The 25,380-nt window shown below is 40.3% G+C and carries 27 protein-coding genes; 9 read left to right on the top strand and 18 right to left on the bottom strand.

Going from position 1 to position 25,380, the window contains the following annotated elements; all coding sequences use genetic code 11:
• Positions 1-3: 3 nt before the first annotated feature.
• From FGM01_RS02330 to FGM01_RS02340, 3 genes are read left to right on the top strand one after another with little or no spacing between them, the layout of a single operon-like run.
• On the top strand, positions 4-543 hold the full coding sequence (locus tag FGM01_RS02330) for a nuclear transport factor 2 family protein (RefSeq protein WP_143409521.1): 540 nt from the start codon (positions 4-6) through the stop codon (positions 541-543).
• A 9-nt stretch (positions 544-552) separates the two neighbouring features.
• Entirely contained in the window at positions 553-1,494 is a 942-nt protein-coding gene (locus FGM01_RS02335) for an NAD-dependent epimerase/dehydratase family protein (protein WP_143409522.1), read from the top strand.
• Between the two features lie 59 nt (positions 1,495-1,553).
• Complete coding sequence (locus FGM01_RS02340; RefSeq protein WP_143409524.1) at positions 1,554-2,243, top strand: cupin domain-containing protein; 690 nt, start codon at positions 1,554-1,556, stop codon at positions 2,241-2,243.
• 104 nt (positions 2,244-2,347) lie between these two features.
• Here FGM01_RS02340 and FGM01_RS02345 read toward each other — a convergent pair whose 3' ends face one another.
• The 6 genes from FGM01_RS02345 to FGM01_RS02370 all read right to left on the bottom strand — a co-directional run bounded on the left by FGM01_RS02345 (position 2,348) and on the right by FGM01_RS02370 (position 8,099).
• On the bottom strand, positions 2,348-2,761 hold the full coding sequence (locus FGM01_RS02345; protein WP_143409526.1) for a YeeE/YedE family protein: 414 nt from the start codon (positions 2,759-2,761) through the stop codon (positions 2,348-2,350).
• Between the two features lie 3 nt (positions 2,762-2,764).
• Positions 2,765-3,322, bottom strand: coding sequence for a YeeE/YedE family protein (locus tag FGM01_RS02350; protein WP_143409528.1), 558 nt, complete (start codon positions 3,320-3,322; stop codon positions 2,765-2,767).
• A 62-nt stretch (positions 3,323-3,384) separates the two neighbouring features.
• Positions 3,385-4,287 carry an NAD(P)-dependent oxidoreductase gene (locus FGM01_RS02355; RefSeq protein WP_143409529.1) on the bottom strand — a complete coding sequence of 301 codons (903 nt, stop codon included), beginning with the start codon at positions 4,285-4,287 and terminating at the stop codon, positions 3,385-3,387.
• Between the two features lie 251 nt (positions 4,288-4,538).
• Positions 4,539-6,080, bottom strand: coding sequence for an acyl-CoA carboxylase subunit beta (locus tag FGM01_RS02360; RefSeq protein WP_143409531.1), 1,542 nt, complete (start codon positions 6,078-6,080; stop codon positions 4,539-4,541).
• Positions 6,081-6,096: 16 nt separating this feature from the next.
• Positions 6,097-7,539 (bottom strand): acetyl-CoA carboxylase biotin carboxylase subunit, encoded by a 1,443-nt coding sequence (gene accC / locus FGM01_RS02365; RefSeq protein ID WP_143409533.1) that lies wholly within the window; start codon positions 7,537-7,539, stop codon positions 6,097-6,099.
• A gap of 74 nt (positions 7,540-7,613) precedes the next feature.
• On the bottom strand, positions 7,614-8,099 hold the full coding sequence (locus FGM01_RS02370; protein ID WP_143409534.1) for an acyl-CoA carboxylase biotin carboxyl carrier protein subunit: 486 nt from the start codon (positions 8,097-8,099) through the stop codon (positions 7,614-7,616).
• Between FGM01_RS02370 and FGM01_RS14490 the strand changes: the two genes are divergently transcribed.
• Positions 8,091-8,228, top strand: a complete 138-nt coding sequence (locus FGM01_RS14490; protein ID WP_166435174.1) for a hypothetical protein — start codon at positions 8,091-8,093, stop codon at positions 8,226-8,228. The genes FGM01_RS02370 and FGM01_RS14490 overlap by 9 nt on opposite strands.
• Before the next feature lie 260 nt (positions 8,229-8,488).
• Here the strand turns inward: FGM01_RS14490 and FGM01_RS02375 are convergent, their stop codons facing one another.
• The 12 genes from FGM01_RS02375 to FGM01_RS02430 form a co-directional block, all read right to left on the bottom strand.
• The gene (locus FGM01_RS02375) at positions 8,489-9,826 is read right to left on the bottom strand and encodes an MBL fold metallo-hydrolase (protein ID WP_143409535.1); all 1,338 of its coding nucleotides are present in this window, start codon (positions 9,824-9,826) and stop codon (positions 8,489-8,491) included.
• A gap of 15 nt (positions 9,827-9,841) precedes the next feature.
• The gene (locus FGM01_RS02380; protein WP_143409536.1) at positions 9,842-10,735 is read right to left on the bottom strand and encodes a sterol desaturase family protein; all 894 of its coding nucleotides are present in this window, start codon (positions 10,733-10,735) and stop codon (positions 9,842-9,844) included.
• Positions 10,736-11,056: 321 nt separating this feature from the next.
• A complete protein-coding gene (locus FGM01_RS02385; RefSeq protein ID WP_143409537.1) occupies positions 11,057-11,467 on the bottom strand; it encodes a hypothetical protein in 411 nt (136 codons plus the stop codon).
• A 157-nt stretch (positions 11,468-11,624) separates the two neighbouring features.
• Complete coding sequence (locus FGM01_RS02390; RefSeq protein ID WP_143409538.1) at positions 11,625-12,314, bottom strand: nitroreductase family protein; 690 nt, start codon at positions 12,312-12,314, stop codon at positions 11,625-11,627.
• Between the two features lie 37 nt (positions 12,315-12,351).
• Positions 12,352-13,761 (bottom strand): coniferyl aldehyde dehydrogenase, encoded by a 1,410-nt coding sequence (locus FGM01_RS02395; RefSeq protein ID WP_143409539.1) that lies wholly within the window; start codon positions 13,759-13,761, stop codon positions 12,352-12,354.
• On the bottom strand, positions 13,754-14,569 hold the full coding sequence (locus tag FGM01_RS02400; RefSeq protein ID WP_143409540.1) for an SDR family oxidoreductase: 816 nt from the start codon (positions 14,567-14,569) through the stop codon (positions 13,754-13,756). Before FGM01_RS02400 ends, FGM01_RS02395 begins: the two co-directional genes overlap by 8 nt.
• A 52-nt stretch (positions 14,570-14,621) precedes the next feature.
• The gene (locus FGM01_RS02405; RefSeq protein ID WP_143409541.1) at positions 14,622-15,107 is read right to left on the bottom strand and encodes a DUF2231 domain-containing protein; all 486 of its coding nucleotides are present in this window, start codon (positions 15,105-15,107) and stop codon (positions 14,622-14,624) included.
• Positions 15,108-15,109: 2 nt separating this feature from the next.
• On the bottom strand, positions 15,110-15,424 hold the full coding sequence (locus tag FGM01_RS02410) for a hypothetical protein (RefSeq protein WP_143409542.1): 315 nt from the start codon (positions 15,422-15,424) through the stop codon (positions 15,110-15,112).
• Between the two features lie 70 nt (positions 15,425-15,494).
• The gene (locus FGM01_RS02415; RefSeq protein WP_143409543.1) at positions 15,495-16,538 is read right to left on the bottom strand and encodes a cytochrome d ubiquinol oxidase subunit II; all 1,044 of its coding nucleotides are present in this window, start codon (positions 16,536-16,538) and stop codon (positions 15,495-15,497) included.
• Positions 16,539-16,540: 2 nt separating this feature from the next.
• On the bottom strand, positions 16,541-17,842 hold the full coding sequence (locus FGM01_RS02420; RefSeq protein WP_143409544.1) for a cytochrome ubiquinol oxidase subunit I: 1,302 nt from the start codon (positions 17,840-17,842) through the stop codon (positions 16,541-16,543).
• A gap of 527 nt (positions 17,843-18,369) precedes the next feature.
• Positions 18,370-19,170 (bottom strand): sulfite exporter TauE/SafE family protein, encoded by an 801-nt coding sequence (locus FGM01_RS02425; RefSeq protein WP_143409545.1) that lies wholly within the window; start codon positions 19,168-19,170, stop codon positions 18,370-18,372.
• Between the two features lie 72 nt (positions 19,171-19,242).
• Entirely contained in the window at positions 19,243-19,875 is a 633-nt protein-coding gene (locus FGM01_RS02430) for a Crp/Fnr family transcriptional regulator (protein WP_143409546.1), read from the bottom strand.
• 478 nt (positions 19,876-20,353) lie between these two features.
• Between FGM01_RS02430 and FGM01_RS02435 the strand changes: the two genes are divergently transcribed.
• From FGM01_RS02435 to FGM01_RS02455, 5 genes are all read left to right on the top strand, one after another.
• Positions 20,354-21,736: an NAD-dependent succinate-semialdehyde dehydrogenase gene (locus tag FGM01_RS02435; protein WP_143409547.1), complete on the top strand. Its 1,383-nt coding sequence runs from the start codon at positions 20,354-20,356 to the stop codon at positions 21,734-21,736.
• Between the two features lie 225 nt (positions 21,737-21,961).
• Positions 21,962-22,696, top strand: coding sequence for a hypothetical protein (locus FGM01_RS14620; protein ID WP_208012700.1), 735 nt, complete (start codon positions 21,962-21,964; stop codon positions 22,694-22,696).
• A gap of 100 nt (positions 22,697-22,796) precedes the next feature.
• Positions 22,797-23,939: a site-specific tyrosine recombinase/integron integrase gene (gene xerA / locus FGM01_RS02445; RefSeq protein ID WP_143409548.1), complete on the top strand. Its 1,143-nt coding sequence runs from the start codon at positions 22,797-22,799 to the stop codon at positions 23,937-23,939.
• 63 nt (positions 23,940-24,002) lie between these two features.
• Positions 24,003-24,461: a hypothetical protein gene (locus FGM01_RS02450; protein ID WP_143409549.1), complete on the top strand. Its 459-nt coding sequence runs from the start codon at positions 24,003-24,005 to the stop codon at positions 24,459-24,461.
• A gap of 153 nt (positions 24,462-24,614) precedes the next feature.
• Positions 24,615-25,250: a hypothetical protein gene (locus FGM01_RS02455; RefSeq protein ID WP_143409550.1), complete on the top strand. Its 636-nt coding sequence runs from the start codon at positions 24,615-24,617 to the stop codon at positions 25,248-25,250.
• The last annotated feature ends 130 nt before the right edge of the window (positions 25,251-25,380 follow it).

Here is a 25,380-nt window from a genome sequence, read left to right on the forward strand (position 1 = left end):
GCCATGAAAAAAATTATTATCGTCCTTCTTATTTCAATGATCGCAGTATCATGTAATGAAGAAAAAAAAGACAAGGAAAATTTGAGATACACCCAGGATTCTGAACAAATAAATGTTCTGAAGGCCGCAATCAAAGACTATGTGGACGCAGATTGGGAAGCAATGAAAAAGCATTATGCAGATACCGCGAAGATCTTTCATAATACCAAAGATGGAATTAGCATAAGCCAGGTAGTTCAAAATCATCAGCAACAGCTGGAAGCATTTTCAGATTACGGGCTTGTGTCTGGAGAAGATGAATTCGAAATGGTAGTTACAGATGATGGCAATACCTGGGTAAATTACTGGGGAGACTGGAAAGCTACCGTTAAAGGGACCGATACAGAAATAATAGTGCCGATTCATCTTACTGCTCAATATGAAAACGGAAAAATAGTGAGAGAATATGGATACTGGGACAATGGAATTGTAATGACAGCCATGCAGGAAATGGATATGGCGATGAAGCAACAGGACTCTATACAGAATGCTGAAACCAACTAAAATTTCATCATGAAACATGTAGGAATTACAGGAGGTGCCGGGTTTATTGGCAGTTATATAACCAAAAAATTTCTGGATGAGGGTTACAAGGTCAGGGTTTCTGTAACTAATCTTTCCAAAAGCCATAAATACGAACACCTCTTTAACCTGGGCAATGAAGACAATCTTTCTATTAAAGAGCTTAAAGTTCAGAATATAGATTCATTGAGGAGTTTCTGCAAGGATTGTGATATAGTTATCCACTGTGGAACTCCGTTTAAACTGGGTGTTGAAAACCCGAAGCGGGATTTATATGAGCCTACAATAAAGGGAACTGAAAACATGCTGGAAATTGCTCTGGAAAACAGGGGGATCTCGAAATTTGTTTTTGTGGCATCGGTAGCGGCCTATAACACGGCATTTCCCTACCCGGTCGCATCAAGAGATCCGGATCATTTGTATACAGAAGAGGATGAACCTCACCTGGATGAAGCGCATATTCCTTATGCGCAGGCGAAGTATTATGCAGACCAGACCGTAAGGAAGTTCATTGAAAAGAATCCTGAAATAAATACCGAGATCGTAACTGTTTCACCGGTAACCGTGATGGGCAGTCCATTATCGGGGAGAGAGGATTCAACTTCTGTTGGTTTGCAGCGGCTCTTTAAGTCTAAAGAGGTTAATGATCCTTTTATGCAAACCCTTTTCGATGACGATGTGGAGTTTGCTTTGGTAGATGTGGAAGATGTTGCTGAAGGGGTTTACCGTGCAGCAGCCACAAAGGGAAACCATGGCAAGAATTACCTGTTTACCAGCGAATCCTGGAAAATCTCTGACATCTCAAGAATGCTTAATGGTGAACAGCCTGAGGGAAAACCCCGCACGGTCTATAGCAACGAACTCGCCAGGGAAGATCTGGGAATGGAATTTAAACCGGTGAAGGATCCCTTGCATAAATTCGATGCCGACTAAAATTAATTCCTACAGAAGTAAAATAAATAATGATTTGATTAAACTTAAATAGAAGTAAAATGAAAAAGCCATTTATAATTACAGAGGTCATCGTTTTCCTCTTACTCTTTGCTCCCTTATTGAATTTACATGCACAGGATGCGGCTAAAATAGATCCTGATCATTATACGGTAGAAGTGGATAACGAGAAAGTAAGAGTATTACGGATTAACTATGGACCCGGAGAGGAATCAAAAATGCATAGTCATCCTGAGGGTGTTGCCGTATTTCTAACAGATCATAAAGCAAATATGAAAACCGAAGATGGTAAATCTTTCGAAATGGCCGGTGAAAAGGGCAGGGTTGTCTGGGTGGAAGAAGCTAGACACCAGCCAAAAAATGTTGGCGATCAGGAATTTGAGGTCATACAGATAGAGCTAAAGAATAACCATACAGCCGCAGGTAAGAAAAGTTTGCATCTTTTTGAATTACCCGAGGGCGTAAGCGAAAAACAGCTCAATGGCTTTCTGGAAGAAATGAATGCTGCTATCGCTGAAGAAGGCTATCCTGGAGCAGGTTATTATCTTTACAAGATTACCGATGAAAATGCGAACTATAAATACTTTCTGGAAGGGGTCTGGCCAGATGCCGCCACTTACGATAAAATACATGATTCTGAAAAGTGGAAAAATGCCGCTGCTAAAGGTGGGGAAATGATAGACAAGATCAGAGCGAATGAATTATATCTAAAAGCCGAAAAGGTAAATTAGGAACTCGTATTCAACCTCTGTTAAGTCAGGTAGCTGATAAGATCAATAGATGCCTATACCAAAAATAAGCTCCCGGTGATGAATCAATCCCGGGAGCTGTTTATTTAATGTGGAAGTTTATCTCTAAGTAACCCGTAGACAAAGGTTCCGAAAATAGCAGCCAAAAACACCACGATCACCGATACATAACCAGCGCCGATCAAGGTATAAATTGGTCCCGGACAGGCTCCGGCCAATGCCCAGCCAAGTCCAAAAATGATCCCTCCAAACATATATCTGCTAAAGCTTTTTTCTTTTGGCACGAACTGAATCTCTTCACCATTAAAATCCCTAACATTTTTTCTTTTAATAATTTGAATTCCCACCACCCCGATTACCAAGGCAGAGCCAATGATGCCATACATATGAAAAGCATCGAACCTAAACATCTCATATATTCTGAACCATGAAGCGGCTTCAGATTTAAACATCACGATACCAAATAATATACCTGTAAATAAATATCCAATAAATTTCATAGTCTAAAAGATTAGGGGGAATAATAAGTGAACCATGATCAATCCACCAATAAAGAAACCAATAACGGCGATGAGGGAAGGCAATTGTAAATTACTCAACCCGGAGATAGCGTGACCCGAAGTACATCCACCGGCCCATCTGGTGCCAAAACCAATTAAAAATCCCCCAATGATCAATATGCTTAAAGCCTTCCAATCGGTTAAGGCCTCCACGCTATAAAGTTCGTCTGGTAAATAAGCGTTGCCGGTACTGTCAAATCCAAGATCCTGCAGGACAGCAACAGATTCAGGATTTATCTCCACTGCGGGATCTGGTGTTAAAAAGTTCATGGCAATAAAACCACCAATCGCAGCACCAAGGATCACCGTAAGATTCCATTTTTGTGCCCGCCAGTTAAAATCGAAGAAACTGGCTTTACTTCCTGCACCGCACATGGTACAGATCGTTCTAAGGTTGGAAGACATACCGAATTGTTTTCCCATAAAAATGAGAAGAAACATAATGCCTGCTATTAGCGGGCCTGCCACGTACCATGGCCATGGTTGTAATATTATTTCCATATCTAAATTTTCAGGTGCAAATTAACGATTTCATGGTTTAAGAAACAGTAACAATAGTTACACTATACTCCGGTAAGGTATTCTTTTAAATTATCCAGAACTTTTTCAGACAATCTGTCTTTTGTTTTGGAAGACCAGCCTGCGCTGGTTTCCAATGCTATAACCTGCTTTGATCTTAAGCTGGCTTCTGAAAGTGAACTCCCTGCATCCCCATCGAATATGGCGAAATTTGTTTTATTTCTCATCCATTGCTGAAAAGATAGTTCATCAAATGGGCAACCCAGGGACGTATTTATAAGAATCTTGCCATCACCGAATTTTTTAAATTCTTTTTCTGCAAGTATGGAGTTGTTTTTAGGTAAGTGCAGGGATATGACTTCACATTTTTCCAACAGATCATGCAACCCCAGATATTTCACTCCTTTATCTTCCCAGCCTGTCTTCCTGGTTTTGCTGTAATAGTAAAGATCTGGGCCAAAAGGCAGTAAACAATTAGCCAGTAATTTACCGGTTACTCCCAGCCCAATAATTCCAATCTTTAATCCGGTAAGCTCAACCGGAATTTCTTTCCATTGATGGCCTTTGTAGCCATTGAGCAATTGAATAAGTTCTGAAATTATGAATTCGGCCACTCCGGGGTCTCCATAATCGTTAATTCCTGTTACAGTGATTCCATTTTCCCGGGCAAATTCCACGGCCACGTTCGCCGAATCATCATCATATAAACTACAGGCCATGCCTATATATTTGAGATTGGGACAGGATCTTATGACCTGCTCATCAATTTTGGTATGCCAGGAAACTAGTACCGCCTCAGCGTCCCCTATTCTTTGAATGATCTCCTCAACAGTTTCAGGATAATCTGTATACACCTCAACCTCTGTCCTGCTAAAATTTTGCAATTCAGAGATCGCCTGCTTATTTAATTTGGTTTGGTCTACGCAAACTATTTTATTGAATTCCATAGGCTATTATAATACCTCCATATCATTAAAATCTATGAAGTTATTTACTGGAGATGTTTTATATTAAGATTGCTTCCCCAGACGCATCGGGATCGCAATGACAAATAAAATTATTTTTAAGTCACCCTGAACCTGTTTCAGAGCCTCAAGTTAGAGACGCTGAAATAATCAGGCACGACGATTCTTCTATTATAACAAAGATCGAAAGGATAATTAAATTAAAAGGCCGAAAGTGATTTCGGCCTTTTAATTTATAACGGAATATTCCCGTGTTTCCTGTTTGGTCTTAAAACGTGCTTGGTCTCAAGCGCACTAAAGGCTTTGATGAGTTTTCTTCGGGTGTCTTTTGGCAGAATGACCTCATCTATAAATCCACGTTGGGCTGCCTCAAAAGGAGTAGCAAATTTTTCAGCATACTCGGCCTCTTTTTCAGCCAGTTTCTTTTCAGGATCTTTTGCTGCAGCGATCTCTTTTCTAAAAATGATCTCTGAGGCTCCTTTTGCTCCCATCACGGCAATTTCTGCTGTTGGCCAGGCAAAATTAAAGTCGGCTCCAATATGTTTGGAGTTCATTACATCATAAGCGCCTCCATAGGCTTTTCTCGTGATTACGGTTACTTTTGGCACCGTGGCTTCACTTAAGGCATAAAGCAGCTTGGCTCCATGTAAAATGATACCATTCCACTCCTGATCTGTTCCCGGAAGGAATCCCGGTACATCCACCAGTACCAGAAGCGGGATATTAAAGCAGTCACAGAACCTGGTAAACCTGGCGGCTTTTTTGGATGAATCCACATCCAGCACCCCGGCAAGGCTCATAGGCTGATTTGCGATCACTCCTACACTCCTGCCCCCAATCCTGGAAAAACCTACAATAATATTATCTGCATAATCCTTATGTATCTCAAAGAATGAATCGTCATCAATAATTCCTTTGATGACCTCATGCATATCATAGGGTTTATTTGAACTGTCTGGAACAATACTTTCCAGTACCCCCCGATGTTCATCTCCCAGTTCAAAATCAAGTTTAGCAGGAGCAGATTGATTATTTTGCGGCATGTAACTTATCAACCTTTTGATATTTTCAAGGCAGATAATATCATTGGCCGCCGTTATATGAGTCACTCCAGATTTGGTGGAATGTGTACTCGCACCTCCAAGTTCTTCTGAAGTAACATTCTCATTGGTCACGGTTTTTACCACATTTGGACCGGTCACGAACATATAGGAAGTATCCTCCACCATCAGGGTGAAATCTGTAATCGCCGGGGAATAAACCGCTCCACCGGCACAAGGTCCCATAATCGCAGATATTTGTGGCACCACCCCTGAAGCTTTCACATTACGGTGAAAGATATCGGCATATCCACCAAGGGATTTTACTCCTTCCTGTATCCTCGCACCTCCGGAATCGTTAAGTCCTATTATCGGTGCACCAACTTTAACGGCCATATCCATGATCTTACATATCTTTTCGGCATGAGTCTCGGATAATGACCCTCCAAAAACCGTAAAATCCTGGGCGAATACATAAACCAGCCTTCCGTGGATCGTACCATAACCTGTGATCACCCCATCACCATAGAACTTTTGTTTATCCATCCCGAAATCTGTGGTACGGTGGGTCACTAAAATTCCTATTTCTTCAAAAGAATTTTCGTCAAGAAGATAATTCACCCTTTCCCGGGCGGTCAATTTTTTTTGTTCGTGCTGTCTGGCAATTCTTTTCTCGCCACCACCTTTGTGGGCTTCAGCGATCTTTTCTTTTAATTTATCTAGGTTCTGACTCATCTCTGAATTCTGAATTTTATTTGTGTGGTAATCTTAATTGTTCCTTATCTATCATGTATTGCTTCAGGGCCAGTAGAGCGGCCAGTTTAGCTTCTTCTTCCGTTTCTTCCTTAAGAGCTTCAGGCGAATAATATTTCTTAACAAAATGAGTATCAAAATTTCCGCTTCTGAAAGCCTCATGCTGAAAAACGAACTTCCCGAACGGTAAGGTTGTACTAACTCCTTCCACGATATAATGATCTATGGCTTTGATCATCATCTGGATGGCTTCTTCCCTGGTTTTACCATAAGTGATCAATTTCGCAAGCATAGGGTCATAATAAATAGGAACTTCCATTCCTTCTTCAAATCCATTATCCAGCCTGATGCCGTCACCTTCAGGGATCTGATATTTTTCCAAGGTCCCGGTGCTGGGCATAAAATCTTCCAGAGGATCCTCCGCATAAACTCTAAGTTCTACTGCATGGCCCTTGATCTTAAGATCCTCCTGAGAATACTGAAGTTTTTCCCCTCGGGCTACCAGGATCTGTTGTTCCACAAGATCTATCCCGGTAATATACTCAGTTACAGGATGTTCTACCTGTAATCTGGTATTCATTTCCAGGAAATAAAAATTACGGTTTTCATCAAACAGGAATTCCACCGTCCCTGCTCCCACATAATCGCAGGCACGGGCAACTTTAACAGCTGCTTCTCCCATTTCTTTTCTAAGGGCATCATCCAGAACTACAGAGGGAGCTTCTTCCACCACCTTCTGATGTCTTCGCTGAATACTACATTCTCTTTCAAATAAGTGCAGCGTGTTACCATGAGTATCTGCCAGCACCTGAATTTCAATATGCCTTGGAGATGAAACATATTTTTCTATAAATACAGAACCATCACCAAATGCAGATTCGGCTTCACTAATAGCACGTTTCATTTGATCTTCCAGGTCCTTTTCACGTTCTACCACTCTCATTCCCTTACCTCCACCACCGGCAGATGCTTTAATCAAAATAGGAAACCCAATATCACGGGCTATTTCTTTAGCCTTTTCTGTATCTGTGATCGCCTCGTCTATACCGGGAACCATGGGGATATCATATGCTTTTACCGCATCTTTCGCGGCCAGTTTACTACCCATAATCTTGATTGCTTTGGATCCAGGACCAATCCAGGTAATCCCATTGTTTTCCACAGCCTCGGCAAATCCCGCATTTTCACTAAGAAAACCATAACCAGGGTGAATACCATCCACCTTTAATTTTTTGGCAACCTCAATTATTTTATCTCCCTTAAGGTAAGATTCACTGGAAGGTGCCTCCCCTATACATACTGCTTCATCTGCAAATTTTACATGGGGTGCATTTCTATCGGCTTTAGAATAAACTGCGACCGTATCTATGCCCATACGTTTGATGGTTTTCATCACCCGCAGTGCGATCTCTCCCCGGTTCGCTACTAATATTTTTTTCATATCTATTTTTCAATAAGACCTCTCCCAGGTGTTCGAGGCATTTTCTTATTAATTTAAATCTTGTTCAATAAGGATTATTCCATCTCTATTAATAACTGGTTCTTCTCTACGGTATCGCTTTTGCTAACCGTAACAGACTTTACAACCCCATCTCTGGGTGCGGTTAATGTATTCTCCATTTTCATGGCTTCCAGAACCAGCAGGTAGTCGCCTTCTTTAACCTGGTCGCCTTCACTTACATTTACTTCCAGAATAAGACCGGGCATAGGAGCCTTGATATCGTTTACCTGTTGTGAACTACCCAGGGATAATCCCATTTCCTCAATGAGCTGATCCAGATCGTTATTGATCTTAACTGAATAAATATTGGAATTGATCCTGACCTCGTAGGTCCGGTTTAGAAAATCTGGTTTAGTAACTTCTGCAGAGAAGGAACGGTTATCCTTTAGTAAATGAAAATGATTTTCTGAAGTTTTTTGAGTATCCAGCGCTTTGATCTCTTGTTCTGAAATTTCAAATTCCAGTGCACTGTTCACTTTAACCTTGTATTTATGATCCATAAAGACGTATATGTATGGTTATTTTTGACCTTGGAGCGTAAATATAGAAAAATAAAGGTTTTTGAAGTGTTGCAGAAATCTCAAAATATGGCGGTTTATTATGGTTTTTCCATTATTGTAATGGTTTAAAATGATATTCTGATTCAAATTTTTCAGAAAATAACAGTCCAGGGGTGAATTGAATTGTTTTGGACGACTTTCTCTCTTAGATGCTGAAACGAGTTCAGCATGACGAAGTTTTCTTTTAGAACTAAAATCGCTGCTGATAAAGAATTGGGATCGCTATAATAGCGAGAATGAATGCCCACGAAAGAAACCCGGTTAAATATTAGCAATAAAAAAAACCCGGAAATTGATTCCGGGTTTGTATCTGTGGTTTTAAAATCTATCTATTTAAACTCTGTGATCGCATCACTAAGGTCATAGACTTTGGTATTCGCAAATCGCTCGTCCAGGATACTGCTACCTGCAGCAGACCTGTATCCACCGGCACAATGAACAACCACTGGCTTATGAGACGGGATCTCTGTGGCATTTTCCCTAAGCTCATTTAAGGGTACGGCAATCGCATCCTCAAAGATCTTCCCTTCTGCCACCTCGCTGTTATTTCTAATATCTACAATGGTATAATTATCCTGGTTATTCCTAAAATCCTCAAGGTCCAGTTGGGCCGACTTTCGGGATACCTCTGCGCCCAGGGTAATTACTGCCTTTACCTGCTTTTCGTAGCCTATTTTTGCTGTTCTTTCCAGCATATTCTCAATATTATCTACTGAATCTATTACCAGGTAAAACTCTTCCTTAGGTTTGACGATAGCACCCAGCCAGGTTTCATATTTATCTTTTTCAGACCTGGCCATGATATTGATACTATTTGGCAGGTGACCTGCTTTAAAGGTATCGCCGTCCCTGGTATCCACAACAGTAACCCCGGCCTGAACCTCGTTTACGTTAAGTCTGATCTTATTAGCCCATTTTGTGCGCTGTACATTTTCTGGTCCTGTTTTATTAATATCCACGTTAAAACCGAAGTAATGCGGGATAAAAGGCTGATCCTTCAAGATCTCTTCCACGAACTCATCTTCAGTCTGGTCCTTAAAAGCCCAGTTTCCCTGGCGCTCATTTCCAAGAGTACTGGAAGAAGCGTCACTCATATTCTTACCACACAGAGAGCCAGCTCCATGTGCCGGATAAACCAAAGCATTATCTGGCAGATCTGTAAATTTGTTTTGAATAGTGTCATACATCTGTTTAGCCAGGTCTATTCTTTTCGCCTTCATATTCCCCGCTTTTTCGCGAAGATCTGGTCTACCTACATTTCCTATAAAAAGGGTGTCACCCGTAAAAAGTGCGGTATCCTCACCTTCTTCAGCTACCACAGTGATACTATCTGGAGAGTGTCCCGGGGTATTCCTGGCACTGAATTTAATATCACCAATCTTAATGCTGTCGCCGTCATCAAAAGTTTTGTGGGGATAATCTGCACCAACCAGCTCACTAACGTAAATAGTGGCACCAGTCTCTTCATGTATCTGCATATGGCTGCTCACAAAGTCGGCGTGTGGATGCGTCTCAAAAACCGCAATAATTTTCGCATTCTGCTCTTCGGCATACCGGTAATATTCCATAGGATTTCTGGATGGATCTACCAGTGCCATTTCCCCGTTACTTACGATAGCATAGGAAAAATGTGCTAATGGATCATCTTTGAATTGTTTTATGGTCATGGTATTTTATATTTATTATTGATTTGTCTTTAAATTTGTTCTTTTCTGAAATGGAAATAGCGTTTGGTTCTTAAAGTCATCGGGAAAATCCTCATCTCCATAAAAGCCCAGTTCTATCTTCTTTCCATTTTTCGGAATATAAGCCGTTCCAAACAGGTAATCCCATATGCTCAGGCTTAACCCGTAATTCATTCCAAAAGGCCTTTCTGCCGGTAATTCTTTAGCATGATGCCAGATATGCATTTTGGGGTTATTAAAAATATATCCCAAAGGTCCATAATTCCAGCCAAGATTGGCATGGTTAAGATGACCTACAAAAACTGCAAACATATGTATCACAAAAAATTCTTTTATTCCGAAGCCTATCATAGCAAGCGGAAGATACTGAACCGTTTTGTAAATAATGGTTTCCATAAAGTGAAACCTGAACTGTGCGGCATAACCCATTTCTTTTACACTATGGTGAATCTTATGAAATTCCCATAGCCAGGCTCTTCTGTGCAGCTGCCGGTGCACATTCCACTGTATAAAATCTGCCAGCACGAACATGATCAATAGCTGGCTCCATGCAGGTAAATTATTCAATTGTATGGCAACAATATTTTCAATCCCAAAAAGACTAAGAAAATCATTGAACAGCTCCACGCCTACATTGCTCAAGGCATTATAGCCAATGAGTGAAAACAGAAAAAAATTGAAAACAATGTAAAAAGTATCCAGCCAGAATCCTTTACGTATTATTTTCTGGTCTTTTCTCCACGGAATTAGGATCTCCAATACCCATACCAACAAGGAAAGACCAATAAGCCAGTAAAAATAACTGGTCCACGAAGGATTGGTAATTTCATCCAGCAGGTAATGATAATAACCCGAGAATGAATTCGCTATAATGTCCAGATATTTATCCAAGTTTTTTTAATTCTGTCACAAAAATATAAATATTGGGAACTTAAGGAAGTAACTTTTGTTACAGTTATTCATAATAGCTGAAACTGTGATACATGCTGAAGGCTTACATTTTTTATACTGAATAGAAAATACAGGATTTACGGAATTAAAATGACCAGGAATTTGTGAGAAAATCTATGCTAAAAGCCGGATTGAAAAGGAATGCCAATAACACAGATTTCTAAGTTCTAAAAGCTTATAACAATTGAATCCTGATAACACCACGGAGTTAAAAAGCTTACCGCTAAAATTGCAGCAGTTTAGAAGTGGAAAATGTCAGGTCTACTTAAGGATCAATCTCAAAAATTGTTTTCTTCCGAAGGTGATAAAGTAGATAAGGTAACCAAAATAAAACATCAGTAAGGTTCCTAAGGCAAGACTGTTATAGTTATATCCAAAATACAAACCGAAATATATAGTCCCGGTTAGGAGTGCTACCGGTAGCAGATATTCAGAAAACAGGAACCCACGGATCTCTATTCTCCTTATCTCATCCTTTTCCACATGAAAATTTATGGTCTCACTACGACACCAGCCCACTCTGGCAAATAAAGTATAATTTCCCTCCGGGATTGTGAAATTAAGAAGTTGCCCGTCATGGATCTCAATAAATTTCTCAGCGTTGAGATAAATTTCAAAGGGTTTGAATTTACTGGCCCATTCAGAATTTCTTTTAATGATTAATTCTGGCATTTTTAATGGTTGTTCTTTGTGTAACAAATGTTACATAAAAACTTTATTTGAATAGATATCTTGTATGCGGTTAAATAGGTTAATTTTTTTGCCCTCAAAAACAGGTTTTTTTCATAATGTTTAGAACATCGGTTCCACCCTACAGGAACCGGTGTTTTTATTTATAGAAAACACTGATCTCTTCCAGGGGTTTTCTATGTATATCGGGTACCAGTGCGTCTTCGGCCGCGTAACCTACCGGTAAAAGCAAAAAAGCTCTCTCATTTTTCGGCCTTTTTAATAATTCTGCCAGGAAATTCATAGGACTTGGCGTATGGGTAAGGGTTACCAAGCCGGCGTTATGAATTGCAGAGATCAGCAGTCCACAGGCGATGCCCACAGATTCGTTTACGTAATAATTATTCTGTTTTTCTCCATTTTCATCAACTTCATAAGCTTCCTTAAAAACTACAATCAGCCACGGTGCTATTTCCAGGAATTCCTTATTGGTATCGGTTCCCAAAGGTGCGAGATCTTTTAACCAGCGTTCGCTCATACGGCTATTATAATTTTCCTCTTCCTCTTTTTCTGCAGCGATCCTTATGCTCTTTTTTAATTCCGGATTAGCTACGGCACAGAATTTCCAGGGTTGTTTATGTGCTCCGGAAGGAGCGGTCCCGGCAGTTTTTATAATATTCTCTATTACAACCTCAGCTACAGTTCTGTCTGAAAAATGTCTTACCGAGCAGCGGCTGTCCAGAAGTTTATAAAAATCTGCAGATCTTCTGGTCATTTCTTCAGAAGTATAATGAGGTGCTTCATAACCAATATGCCGGTAACCATTGATCATCTTTTCATTTGCAGCCATAAGATATCTTATTAGTGTAATTGTTTTAAGGAATACTTTATACTTTGGTGATCCTACCCATGATCTGGATAAGTTTCTTTTTTAAGTCGGTGAATGGTGGATGCAACAGGTCTGAAGCAGCTAAGCTTTTCTGATGCATAACTGCGCGTTTCTTAGAGAACGTCTTAAAACCATCGAAACCATGATAATGGCCCATTCCGCTTGCTCCAACTCCGCCAAATGGTAAATTATGCTGGGCCAGATGATAGATGGTATCATTGATAGTTACCCCGCCGGATAGTGTATTTCTAAGCAACCAGTTAATCCTCTTCTTCTTATTGTCAAAATAATACAGTGCCAGTGGTTTTGGATGATCATTAACGTATGCCACGGCATCTTCCATATTTTCAATATTTAGAACAGGAAGCACAGGACCAAAGATCTCTTCCTGCATAAGCTGCATTTCTGAAGAGACGTTAAAAACCAATTTTGGAGTTATGGATCTGCTATCACGATCAGCTTTTTTATCTCCCAGTTCCACGATCCTTGCTCCCTTATCTGTTGCATCTTCCAGTAAGGAATTTAACCGGTCGTGGTGATCTTTATTAATAATGCTGGTATACTGGTCATTTTCGTTTATGTTGGGATAAAACTTCTGAACCGTTTCTATGGCGTGTCTCTCAAATTCGGAATTCATCGCTGCCGGCATGATCACATAATCTGGGGCGACGCAGGTTTGGCCGGCATTAAATAATTTTCCTGCCATCAATCTCTTAGCGGCAAGTTTTACCGGGTAAGAATGATGAATAATTGCAGGCGATTTCCCACCCAATTCCAGGGTTACCGGAGTAAGGTTAGGAGCGGCGGCTTCCATAACCAATTTCCCGACCCTCGTGGAACCGGTAAAAAAAATGTGATCAAAAGCCAATGAAGAAAAATCCCTGGCGAGCCCCGCATCCCCGGTGACACAATGAATATATTCTTCAGGAAAATTTTTATTGATCATTTCTTTTATCACTGCCGCAGAAGCCGGAGCTATTTCTGATGGTTTTAAAATTGCATGATTCCCTGCTGCAATCGCATCTACCAGTGGACTAAGGCTAAGCAGCACCTGGTAGTTCCATGCGCCCATGATACCAACAGAGCCCAGGGGCTGGAATTGGTAATAGGCAGAGCTGGGAAGTAAAAACCACGCCCCTGGCACATACCTCCTTTTCATCCAGTTTCGAAGATTTTTCATGGCATGGCGTATTTCATCCTGCAGGGGAAAGATCTCCAGGAATAAAGTTTCTTCCCTGGCGCGAAGTCCGAAATCCTGAAATACCGCCTCGATTAGACTGTTCTTATTCTCCTCTAAAACATCAGAAAGTTTTTTTAGGGTTTGCATCCTTTTTTCAAATGATGGAGGAGCTTTTTTAAAAGCAGCTTGTTGCCTTATCAGCAGATCATTAAGTTCTGACTTATTCATGCCTTCTTCCTTTAAAGTTATCCATGGATTGATAGATGCCGAAGAATTTCCCTATCACAATATCCAGTAATCTTTGTGGTAAAATACCCTTGATAAAAGGCAAAGTATAAATGATCCAGGGAGTTCTGAGGATGATCTTATTCTTCTCAATTGCTTGAATGATCTTACGGGCCACTTTCTCTGGTTTAAGTACAGGGATTATGGGAGATTTTACACCCCGGAACATCCCGGTATCTATATAATAAGGCGTTACCGTCAGGACTTTTATACCCGTATTTTCCTGTTCCATCTCTATCCTGAGAGAATCTGACCAACCGGTCATTGCCCATTTGCTGGCACAGTAAACTCCCATTTTTGAATTTGAGAGCATGCTGGCGGCAGAGGAAATATTAACAATATTTCCTGTTCCCCTTTCCAGCATCTGTGGTAAAAGCGCAAGCGTTAGTTTCATTGGCGCTACAGAATTTACACCCATATTCCTGTCTATATCTGCAGGGGTATGCTCCTGGAATCTTTTACCGGTCACTACCCCGGCATTATTAATAAGAATATCCACCTTATACCCTTCAGAACTAATCCTGGACAGGGCATTTTCTAGATCCTGTTCTTTGGTAATATCTGCATGGATTGTAAGAATATCACAATCTGCAGAAGCAAGGTCTTCTTTTACCCGTGCTAGGGCGGTGGCGTTAATATCCAGAATAATCAGAATTTTTGCTCCTTTACTAACCAGGATCTTTCCCATGAGCAAACCGATACCTGAAGCCCCACCGGTAATGAGAACGGTACTATCTTTAAATTTCGTCAATTGATTTCTTTGTTGAAGCTTAAAAATAGAACTTTTAGATGAATTCCAGGTGCTAATTAAATTCGGCACAATCTGAAGAAGGAATGTTCACCCCGGCGGCCTGTTGATAAACCAACTCTGCCCCTAAATGGCCTACATAAGCCATGATCACACTACCAGAAAGCATAAGTATAACCAGCAATACAGAAATGACCCTGGTTTTAAAAAGATCTATTTTACTAATGATAATTTCAATGAGAAGGGCGATACTAAAGATCCAGGCCGTGGTATAGGCCAGATTCTCATGTTCTTTTAAAACGGTGGGATCGCAGAGTTTTCTGGATACTATTCCATCGGCCAGGTCACCCGTATAAATCGAAATCCAAACTCCGATAACACCCAGAAATAGTAATACCCTGCCGCCATGGTCCCAGGTCATTTTAGAGGACCATAGACTTATCAATTTAAAAAGGCTGGCGAGCAACAGTAAAACTATTGGAAAATGAACGGACAGAGGATGAAAAACCTCTGTCCGCCAGAATTCTGGTAAATCTGTCATTATTATTCCATGATTTTTACCGAAATGGGATCAAGTCTTTTCCCGTTTTTCTCTACTTCCACTTCTACTTTCTGTCCTTCTTTAAGTTCAGAAAAATCTACTTCAGCACCATTTCTGGTAAGGCTGGTAGTTTCAGTAAAGTAAAGTTCAAGGGTTTTGTCATCATCTGTAGCAACATAGATCTCTGTCTTATCTGCTTCTACCTCACTGATGGTCCCCTGGTAGGTTCCAGATTCCACCACATCTGTACTTTCGCCACAGGCAATGAACAATAATATGGCACTAAAAAACATACCTTTTAAAATAGAACTTTTCATAAATTTTTTATTTAGATTCAAGGATGAAATTATATAAAAAACTACCTCTACCCAAGTAAGAATGCTGATTTTATAAATTTTCTTCTTCTTCCCCTTCGTTTTCAGGAATTCTAATCATGCTAAATGATCGCATTAAATGGTACAGGCCGGGAAGAATGATCGCTCCACCAATTATCAGGGAAATTCCCAAAACATTAATAACAGAATCTGGAGCTGTATCATCCATCATGTTCACTTCCCCGGTACTGGTAATAATTAGATAAGGGAAATGGGTATTCACCGCGGCAAAAAGAATAAGCAGGATCTGGAAACCGGCATAAAACCGCGTTAAGCTGCTATGCTGTTCCTTAATGGCCTTCCATAGAGGGATAAGCAGTAAGGCAGAAAGGCTAACCGCACTCAGCGAGTAAATATCTGAAAGAAAATCCTGCACGAATATTACGTCTGCCACAAGACCATACATCAAGAGCGCTGCTCCCAGGAGCACTACTACCACGGTATAGATAGCTGATTTTCTACTATATAATTTTCTTGTTTCGCCGGTTGTTTCCCCGATAAGTAAGGTCGAGGCGAGAAAAGCACAGAGAGCGGCGTAAAACAAACCGGTAAGAAAGCTGAACATATTCAGCCAGGAGTTCATAAAGACCTCAGCAAAACTGGTTTCAGCATAATCTGTGGTAATCACGATCTCTCCACTCACTAGACTGCCAAAGCTCATTCCGAGGAAAATGGGAGTGATAAGACTTGAAACCCGGAACATTCGATTGTACCATATTTGAGAAGCTCCTTCCACCGCGTCATAATGCCTGAAAATAAACGCCACACCGCGCATGGTAATCCCCAGCAATACCAGGGTGAGCGGGATATGCAGGTATATAATGATTATATTGAAATAAACCGGAAAGGCTATCCAAAGGATGACGATAAGAATTATCAGCCAGATATGATTGGCTTCCCAAACGGGGCCCATAACTTCGTAAATGGTATCCCGGTTTAATTTCCGGTTCTCTTTAGAAGAAAATAATTCCACGATCCCGGCTCCAAAATCGGCACCACCAAGCAGTACATATAGGAAAAGTGAAAAGAAAGTAAAAAACAGGACGATATACAGCATAATTAATCAATTGACCGGTTAAGCACCCTGATCTGCCTTTTCATAAGCCAGGTAACTGTTATCGCGAGCGTAATATAAACGAACACGTAGAGGAAGAAAGTGTATTTTAATCCGGGCATGGGAGTAACAGCTCCAGAGGTTCGCATGATTTTGTAGACGATCCAGGGCTGCCGTCCTACTTCAGTCACCACCCAACCCGCTTCCACGGCAATAAACCCCATGGGACTTAATAATGCGAAAAGCCACCAGAATGCCGGAGTGTTCATCCAGCTTTTTTTCTTCAGGCTTATAAAAAATATGATGGCGGCAATCATCAATAAAGTTCCAATACCAACCATCACCTGGAAGGCGTAATGTACTACCGATACCGGCGGCAATTCATCTTCGGGGAAATCATTCAGGCCTTTCACCTCGGCATCAAAATCACCAAAAGCTAAAAAGGACAGTGCTTTGGGAATTTCGATCTTATGGGTCACTTTCCTGTTCTCTTCATCTACTAAACCACCTATGTAAAGTGGTGCGCCTTTTGAGGTTTCATAATGGGCCTCCATCGCGGCAAGCTTTACAGGTTGTCTTTTGGCTATATCCTTGGCAGACAGGTCACCGCTTAAAGGTTGAAGAAGTGCAGCGACCGCACCAAAAGAGATGGCGATCTTAAATGCTTTTTTATGAAGTGGAACTCTCCTGTTTCTAAGGATCTGAAAGGCATGTATACCGGCTACGGCAAATCCTGTGGCAGCGAATGCAGCCAGGGTCATATGCAAGGCCTGGGTAAACCAGGCATCATTTAAAAAGGCTGCGACCGGATCTATATTCACAAATTCCCCATTAATCACCTCAAAACCAGCGGGCGCATTCATCCAGGCATTGGCAGAAACCACGAGGATTCCTGAGGCTACCCCGGAGATTCCAATAATTATACCGGTGATCCAGTGAAAAGTTTCAGGCAATTTATTCCAGCCATACAGGTAAAAACCGAGGGCAATAGCTTCCACAAAAAAGGCAGCGCCTTCCAGTGAAAAAGGCATTCCGATAACCGGGCCGGCATGTTTCATAAATTCTGGCCAGAGCATACCAAGTTCAAAAGAAAGCGCGGTGCCCGAAACTGCCCCGGTCACAAAAAAGATAGCCACTCCCCGCTGCCAGGCTTTGGTAAGATCCAGGTAGACCTGATCCCTGGTATTAAGCCATTTTTTATGGGATACTACCATAAAAAAAGGCATGACCATACCGATACATGCAAAAATTATATGAAAGCCTAAGGTAAATGCCATTTGAAGCCTGGCGTAGTCTAGATTTTCCATCAACGGAAATTTTATAAAACGAGTCTGTGAAAATTACAGAACTCACTGGTTCCTTCGGCCTATAAATTTAATGAAATTTAGGAGGTGAGATCGAGATCTGCCAGCCAAATTCAAGGTGTTAAGTTAAAATTATGAAGTGTAGAAAAATCGAAGAAAAAGGCTAAATAAAAGAGTTGAAAAAAATCCGGATACGGAACAGAATAACCATTCTAAAAGAAATCCATAAAAAGAGATTTCCAGCAGGGAGAAGGTTTTTTATTCGGTTGCAACACCAAGATGGTGTGCATTTGTTTCCCCCCAAACCATAACTCCTGAAAAACATTGTTCCAATACCCGGATAATTAATTTATATTTTAAATTCAACAGCCACATCTTCCAGTATATACAGGAAGTAATACAATTTCGATAATAGGTGGGGGGAATATTGGATTAGTACATTTTCGGAAATTTAAAAGTACACCAAATCAATGAGTTAGCATACGCTTTTGGTAACTTAAACATCGTACTGCTTAAACTTTAACAAAATATTAATATAGCTCATTCCAAATGATATAGATACCCATTAGCATCACAAACCATCCAAATCCTTTTTTCAGCTTTTTCCCGTTAATGAAATTATTAAGGTAGACTCCCAGCCAGATCCCACCTACAGAGATGCCGGTAAATATTAAAAGGAAAACCCAGTCTATTTTCATATTTTCCACATCCCCAATAAAACCTATAAGAGATTTAACGGCAATAATAAGCAAGGAAGTGGCCACTGCTTTTTTCATGGGAAGTTTTGCCAGCAGTACCAAAGCCGGAATAATCAAAAATCCTCCTCCTGCACCTACGATACCGGTTAAAAGACCTACCACCAGGCCTTCAAGAATGATCAATGGATAGTTATAGCTAACCTTTTCCACTTCCAGATTCCTGCCATTATCTTTTTCCCTGATCATGGATATAGAAGCAATCACCATAATGATCGCAAAAAATAACATGATCCCAATATTTTTGGTGATGGTAAAGTCGAAAACGGAGAATATTTCATCGGGAATAGCAGGAACCAGGAATTTCCTGGTAAGATATACGGCGATAAAAGCCGGGATGGCAAATACAATTGCTGTTCTATAGTCTATAAGTTTTTTGGGAACATTCCGCAGGGCTCCAACCAGGGAAGAGGTGCCAACCACAAATAATGAATAAGCGGTAGCGGTAACAGGATTTACGGCCATAAGATATACTAAAACCGGAACCGTTAAAATGGAGCCTCCTCCACCAATTAATCCTAAAACCACGCCTATTAATAGTGCACCGAAGTATCCCAGTATTTCAAGTATATCCATTTCTATTTTTTAATTCGGGGCAAATGTATTGTCATCGTTTTAGACAGGCAGTAACATGAGTTACACAGGGTTTTACAGGTTAATCACTTTTATCTGGTTTCTTTGCAGTGAGATCTTCTTTTCTATCTCCAGCTTTTTTAGCAACCTGGAGATGACCACCCGTGAGGTATGCATATCATACGCGATCTGCTGGTGGGTACTGTGGATATTTTCATCCCGGTTGATTTTGGCTTTGTCCCGCAGGTAGCGCATAAGACGTTCATCCATATTCATAAAAGCAATGGCATCTATGGCATCCAGCATTTCTGAAAGGCGGGCATGATAGGACCCGAAAACGAAATTGCGCCAGCTCTTATATTTAGCGGTCCATTCTTCCATCTTGGAAACAGGAATCATAATAAGGCTGGTATCCCTTTCGGCTACTGCGCGAATCTCACTTTTGGTCTGGCCCATACAGCAGTTCAGGGTCATGGCACAGGTATCCCCACGTTCCAGAAAATAGAGCAGTAACTCATCCCCTTCTGAATCTTCCCTAAGGATTTTCACGGCTCCCCGCAGCAGTAAAGGCATTCCTCTCACGTAATCACCAATTTCTATGATGGTCTCCCCGGCTGAAATATTTTTTAGAATACCTACCCCGGCGATCTCGTCCAACAGTTCTTCTTCGAATAAGAATCCATAGGCTTCCTGTAGCTCTGACTGCATTACGTATAGTTTTAAAGATTAAAATTATAAAGAATAATCAAGAATTAATCCCAGCGGTCTGGTAGGTTAAAAACATAGTTGAAGTTACAAAATTGATTTTTATCAATTCCTGAAGGCTTAAGATCCTATGGATAAACTTTTTATAATTTGGAGATCTCAGGACAAATTTTATCCAATTTATAATATCCCCTGAATCGGAGAGCAGTAAGAGATTTCTGAATTTAATATACTCCCGTGGGGGATGGAAATTCCGCAGGGAAACAGAGGCATCTGCGAGAATTAAACAGACGTAAAATTTACATTGATCGCAACATCCTGTTTCCGGCTTGGGAAATATTACCTTTTCAGGATTCAATTTTATAAAAATTTTAATGAAGAAGCGGTCTCAGGTATGCTTTGTTAACATGCCATTATCAGATGGTGAGGGCATTAATGAGTATCTTTAAAATTGAAAAAATTGCTAAAAAAAAGAAAAACTATGTCTGAAGAAAAGAAACTTACCACGACCAATCCTGCAACCGGAAAAACAATTGATACCTATGATATGATGACCGACCAGGAACTGGAACAGGGCATCAAAGATTGTCATGAAGCATTTCTGGAATGGAAAGGAAGATCTGCCGAGGATCGCGCCGGGGTAATAAGAAATATTGGTAAGAAACTGGCAGAGCATAAAGATGAACTGGCCAGTTTGATGACCAAAGAAATGGGGAAACTGGTAAAACAATCTGTGCAGGAGCTGGAGTTATGTACCGATATATGTAATTATACAGCAGATAATGCGCCAGATAGCCTGAAGGATGAGGAAAGAGAATTGCCCGATGGAGGCCGTGGTTATATTTCTTATTCTCCGCTTGGTGTTATCTACGGAATCCAGCCCTGGAATTTTCCAAGTTACCAGGTAGTAAGATACTCCATTGCCAATTTAATGGCCGGGAACGGAGTATTGCTGAAACATGCTGAAAACGTCACCGGATGTGCGCTAATGCTGGAAAAGATCTATCGCGAGGCAGGCTTACCGGAACATTTGTTCAAAGTATTACTAATCTCGCACGACCAGAGTGACTCGGTGATAGAAAATGACCTGGTAAGGGGAGTAACCCTGACAGGTAGCCCCAATGCCGGAAAAGTCATTGGAGAAAAAGCGGGAAAAGCCCTGAAGAAGACCGTACTGGAACTGGGTAGTAATGATGCTTATATTGTCCTGGAAGATGCAGACCTGGACCTGGCAGTTAAGACCTGTGTACAGGGACGGTTGTATAATAATGGTGAAACCTGTGTAGCGGCCAAGAGGTTTATTGTGGTAGATAAGGTATATGAAGATTTTAAAAAAGCCTTTGTTGAGCAAATGTCTGGAATCAAAGCTGGCGATCCTACCAGCGATGATAGTGATATTGGACCTATGGCGAGAAAAGATTTACGCGAGGAATTACACGAACAGGTGGAAGAGAGCGTAAAGAAAGGCGCAAAAATACTTTGTGGTGGTGAAATGCCAGATGGCGACGGATACTTTTATCCGGCGACCGTACTGGATGAATTAAAGCCGGGAATGCCGGCCTATGATGATGAATTATTTGGCCCGGTAGCTTCGCTGATCAAAGCCAAAGATGCAGATGACGCGATGCGAATTGCCAACGACAGCAGGTTTGGCCTGGGTGGTGGTATTTTCTCCAAGGATGAGGAAAAGGCCAGGAAATTAGCGAAATACCACTTTGATACAGGAATGGTGTTTATCAACTCTTTTGGATTAGCAAAACCAAATATGCCTTTTGGAGGAGTAAAAGATTCCGGATATGGAAGGGAGCATGGAACCTTTGGATTGCACGAATTTGTAAATGTAAAAGCGGTTATGTTCGCCTAAATCCCAGAGGATAAATAAAAGATGAATCCGGGGCTGGAAAATAGTCCCGGATTTTTTTTGCCATCAGGCGAATGGCAACCATTACCGCCAGGTAAAATTAAAATCTTTCAGAACGTTCTCAACATCCTGATTTTCAGTATATTTAAGAATCAAAATTCTGAATATCAGGCTTATAGAGCACCATATTCTTTCAAATGCATACTAGTATACCTAATCTCATACCTAATGGAATTTAATATTGCTGAAAAATTAGCCTTTGTTAAAGCGATCGATAAAGTGATCCTGGCAGATCTCAAGGTAGCCAAAGGTGAAATGGTGTATTTAGGGCAATTAATGAAATTACTGGATTTTGATTCGGCATTTGTGGAGGAAGCGCGAAAGTTCAATATGAAACAGGCTCATGCTATTTTAGAAGGATTGAGTGAAGCAAAAAAACATTCACTGGCGATCATGCTGCACGAAATGGCTTATGCAGACGGAGATATGGCCAGGGAAGAGATTAAGGTTCTATTCTCCATTTTTGAAGGCGCCGGAATCCAGATCGAAGATGCTGATGATAGTTTTGAGGTCTTTGATCTTTCGGGAGTATATTTTAAGTCTTCAGAACATATTCAGCATTATAAAGACAGATCTATTTCAGAAAAGAACCGGGAAAAGATCGCTATTAAAGTGGAACCTCATATTGAAGGCAAAGACGGCTACACGGTCACTACTTTCAGAATGAATGGCTTTATCTCCTTCTGGGGTCACCGCCCGGAATTAAGCCCAAAACATATGGAAGTGGTAAATGTTACTTCAGAAAAAAGTGAACTTAAAGGAATAGATGATATTGCTTTAAAAGGGAAAGACATCATTCCCCACTCCAGTTACGGGCTGAGTATTTTTCATCCCGGGCAGCAAATCGAGAAGATCACTCTTTATAAACATCACAAAAACCTCGAGATAGAATATCTGAAATAAACTGTTAACTCGTTGAGGAGTTAAGCCATTTTGCCCTTAGAATTCCCTATGTACCTAGTTAACCTGCTTACCTGCAACGGTATAATATAATTATATAATTATGCAAAGAATAGCATTATATGAGTTTGAACATAACGGCCATGCTCAGATAGGGATAAGATTTGGCTTTAACCGTGATATGATCGAAAAGGTTAAAGAACTTCCAGGTGTTTCCTGGAGCAACACCTTCAGATGTTTTTATACCAGGGCAAACCGGCCTAACCTGGACAGGCTGGTAAAATTCCTAAACGGGAACAAATTCTATGTAGATTATTCTGCGCTGCACATTTCTGAAATGGATGCAGAGGAACCTGCGCATGAAAAAATTATTGCCTTTAGAAAATATTTGCACGGTAAGCGTTATAGCAAGAGCACGATCAAAACCTACACTACCTTCGTATCTAAATTCCTGGAATTTCATGATTTTAAGTCGGCTTATGATCTGAGAGATGTGGACAGGTTTGTGGAGACTGAAATCGCCGGGAAGAATTATTCTATAAGTTCGCACCGGCAGTGCATTAGTGCTATTAAGCATTATTTTGATCTTAGCGAGCAGGAAGATATCGATACTTCTAAATTACAGCGACCAGACAAGAGCAGGTTTTTACCTTCGGTTTTGAGCAAGGAAGAGGTGATAGACCTGTTGCGGGCTACCAGAAATCTGAAACACCGTTGTATCCTGGCGCTTATTTATGCTTCGGGATTGAGAATTGGAGAACTTCTTAATCTCAGACTGAAGGATATTGATGTAGATCGCCGGCAAATCTTAATCAGGCAGGCTAAAGGCAGGAAGGACCGTTATGTGATGCTGGCAGAAAGTTTTCTTCCGCTTTTTTATAATTACCTGCAGACCTACCAGCCAAAGGTTTATTTCGCGGAAGGAAACCAGGAAACACAGTACTCCTCTTCTGCAGTACGTAGTTTTCTTAAAGATTCGTGTCGCCGGGCCAGGATAAGGAAAAAGGTTACGCCGCATACTTTACGGCACAGTTATGCGACCCATATGCTGGAGAACGGAATAGATCTGAGATATATACAGGAGTTGCTGGGACATTCCCGACCTGAGACCACGATGATCTATACGCATGTAACGCAGAAGGATCTATCGAGGATACGCAGTCCTTTGGATGAGAGCATACAGGAGATGATGGAGCGCAATAAAGAGCACCCCAACCTACGTTTATCCCGTAACATTTTGGAATAAATGTATATATTTGGCGGGATATAACACGTTGTAACAAATTTGCCGATCAACATAAATTCGTAAATGAAGAAAGCTTTTGTCATTTTAATAATTGGAATTCTAATCAAGTTTTTCACGTCCTGTAAAAACGCAAACAGAAATAATTTTAAAATTTATTCTCCAGATAAAAGTCAAATCATAACCATAATAACAAAAGATCAAATTAGATATATAATTAATGGAGATGTAGAAAATATTCCCGATTCCAATTTTGTAAAACTGGACATAAGCCAGATAGATCCAGTTTCAGACGAGATAGGAATTTGTTGGAATACAAATAATTTATATTGGAAACTGACAAATAACAATTCTAAAATTTTAGAAAATAAACTAAACACCTCTAAATATAAATTTGAAAATAACTGGAAAAAGAAAACCAATGGAGTTCCCGATATTTCAGAATTTAGAAAAGAAAATTGTGGCACTTTTGATTTATTAAATATGAAAATTTATAAAAATCGAGGTTTAACAATAGAAAATTAGCTAGGCAAACTTGTTACAACAACGGTTCATCGCCAATAAGCGGCACCATTAGAAAGAAAATAATTAACTTGACCAATAAACTAATACTAAGCCGACAAATCCGCGTCCCTTACTCCGCCAACTGGCGATAACCGAGACCGTTGTGATGCATATATGAAAATACTAACTATAATAACATTCTTACTAATTGTGGCTTCAATTTCTGCACAAGATTTAGATGGAAAATGGTTGATGACTAAAGAAGGTGATACCTACATTATACCAGAAAACTTAATAATAGAAATAAATTCCGATTCATTAAAATACTTTTCATTTGATCAATTACAATCTTCAATTCCAATAAAAATCGAAAATAACATCATTATAAATCAAAAACATACTCATATTGTTGAGTTTATAAATGAAGATAGAATTAAAATAAAAAGTCAGGGAAAAGTAAATGATAAAAATTCATTGATCGAAACAGAGTATGTAAGATTAAAAAAAACTAAGACAAAATTATCACCAGAAGAAATTCAAAAATTATCGTTTAAGTTTAACTGGAATGATGAGAAGTTCAGAGTTATATTTAATAAGGAATTAGGAAGTCTACAGGTCATGAAGATTATGGAAAAAGATGAATTGACAAAAATTCGTCTTGAGAAAATTGACTCTACATATTTCATTTCAATTTACGAATCTGGGAAAAGGGTAACAATAGTTCCAATAAAAGAAGTTTCCAATCATAGAATGATCCTGTACGGAATGCCTAGAAAACCATATGAAATAGTCGGTGAGAAAATCGAATAACATACGCATCACAACAACGGTTCATCGCCAATAAGCGGCACCGCTAGAAAGAAAATAATTAACTTGACCAACAAACCAAGACTAAGCCGACAAAGCCGCGTCCCCTACTCCGCCAACTGGCGATAACCGA

Origin of the sequence: Christiangramia sabulilitoris, from assembly GCF_007050985.1 — a bacterium.
In the GTDB taxonomy this organism is placed as follows: domain Bacteria; phylum Bacteroidota; class Bacteroidia; order Flavobacteriales; family Flavobacteriaceae; genus Christiangramia; species Christiangramia sabulilitoris.

Excerpts from the sequence above, each read along its gene's own strand:
- FGM01_RS02330 (WP_143409521.1), top strand. The coding sequence starts at position 4 with ATGAAAAAAATTATTATCGTCCTTCTTATTTCAATGATCGCAGTATCA.
- FGM01_RS02335 (WP_143409522.1), top strand. The coding sequence starts at position 553 with ATGAAACATGTAGGAATTACAGGAGGTGCCGGGTTTATTGGCAGTTAT.
- FGM01_RS02340 (WP_143409524.1), top strand. The coding sequence starts at position 1,554 with ATGAAAAAGCCATTTATAATTACAGAGGTCATCGTTTTCCTCTTACTC.
- FGM01_RS02345 (WP_143409526.1), bottom strand. The coding sequence starts at position 2,761 with ATGAAATTTATTGGATATTTATTTACAGGTATATTATTTGGTATCGTG.
- FGM01_RS02350 (WP_143409528.1), bottom strand. The coding sequence starts at position 3,322 with ATGGAAATAATATTACAACCATGGCCATGGTACGTGGCAGGCCCGCTA.
- FGM01_RS02355 (WP_143409529.1), bottom strand. The coding sequence starts at position 4,287 with ATGGAATTCAATAAAATAGTTTGCGTAGACCAAACCAAATTAAATAAG.
- FGM01_RS02360 (WP_143409531.1), bottom strand. The coding sequence starts at position 6,080 with ATGAGTCAGAACCTAGATAAATTAAAAGAAAAGATCGCTGAAGCCCAC.
- accC (WP_143409533.1), bottom strand. The coding sequence starts at position 7,539 with ATGAAAAAAATATTAGTAGCGAACCGGGGAGAGATCGCACTGCGGGTG.
- FGM01_RS14490 (WP_166435174.1), top strand. The coding sequence starts at position 8,091 with ATGATCCATAAAGACGTATATGTATGGTTATTTTTGACCTTGGAGCGT.
- FGM01_RS02370 (WP_143409534.1), bottom strand. The coding sequence starts at position 8,099 with ATGGATCATAAATACAAGGTTAAAGTGAACAGTGCACTGGAATTTGAA.
- FGM01_RS02375 (WP_143409535.1), bottom strand. The coding sequence starts at position 9,826 with ATGACCATAAAACAATTCAAAGATGATCCATTAGCACATTTTTCCTAT.
- FGM01_RS02385 (WP_143409537.1), bottom strand. The coding sequence starts at position 11,467 with ATGCCAGAATTAATCATTAAAAGAAATTCTGAATGGGCCAGTAAATTC.
- FGM01_RS02390 (WP_143409538.1), bottom strand. The coding sequence starts at position 12,314 with ATGGCTGCAAATGAAAAGATGATCAATGGTTACCGGCATATTGGTTAT.
- FGM01_RS02395 (WP_143409539.1), bottom strand. The coding sequence starts at position 13,761 with ATGAATAAGTCAGAACTTAATGATCTGCTGATAAGGCAACAAGCTGCT.
- FGM01_RS02405 (WP_143409541.1), bottom strand. The coding sequence starts at position 15,107 with ATGACAGATTTACCAGAATTCTGGCGGACAGAGGTTTTTCATCCTCTG.
- FGM01_RS02410 (WP_143409542.1), bottom strand. The coding sequence starts at position 15,424 with ATGAAAAGTTCTATTTTAAAAGGTATGTTTTTTAGTGCCATATTATTG.
- FGM01_RS02415 (WP_143409543.1), bottom strand. The coding sequence starts at position 16,538 with ATGCTGTATATCGTCCTGTTTTTTACTTTCTTTTCACTTTTCCTATAT.
- FGM01_RS02420 (WP_143409544.1), bottom strand. The coding sequence starts at position 17,842 with ATGGAAAATCTAGACTACGCCAGGCTTCAAATGGCATTTACCTTAGGC.
- FGM01_RS02425 (WP_143409545.1), bottom strand. The coding sequence starts at position 19,170 with ATGGATATACTTGAAATACTGGGATACTTCGGTGCACTATTAATAGGC.
- FGM01_RS02430 (WP_143409546.1), bottom strand. The coding sequence starts at position 19,875 with ATGCAGTCAGAGCTACAGGAAGCCTATGGATTCTTATTCGAAGAAGAA.
- FGM01_RS02435 (WP_143409547.1), top strand. The coding sequence starts at position 20,354 with ATGTCTGAAGAAAAGAAACTTACCACGACCAATCCTGCAACCGGAAAA.
- FGM01_RS14620 (WP_208012700.1), top strand. The coding sequence starts at position 21,962 with ATGGAATTTAATATTGCTGAAAAATTAGCCTTTGTTAAAGCGATCGAT.
- xerA (WP_143409548.1), top strand. The coding sequence starts at position 22,797 with ATGCAAAGAATAGCATTATATGAGTTTGAACATAACGGCCATGCTCAG.
- FGM01_RS02450 (WP_143409549.1), top strand. The coding sequence starts at position 24,003 with ATGAAGAAAGCTTTTGTCATTTTAATAATTGGAATTCTAATCAAGTTT.
- FGM01_RS02455 (WP_143409550.1), top strand. The coding sequence starts at position 24,615 with ATGAAAATACTAACTATAATAACATTCTTACTAATTGTGGCTTCAATT.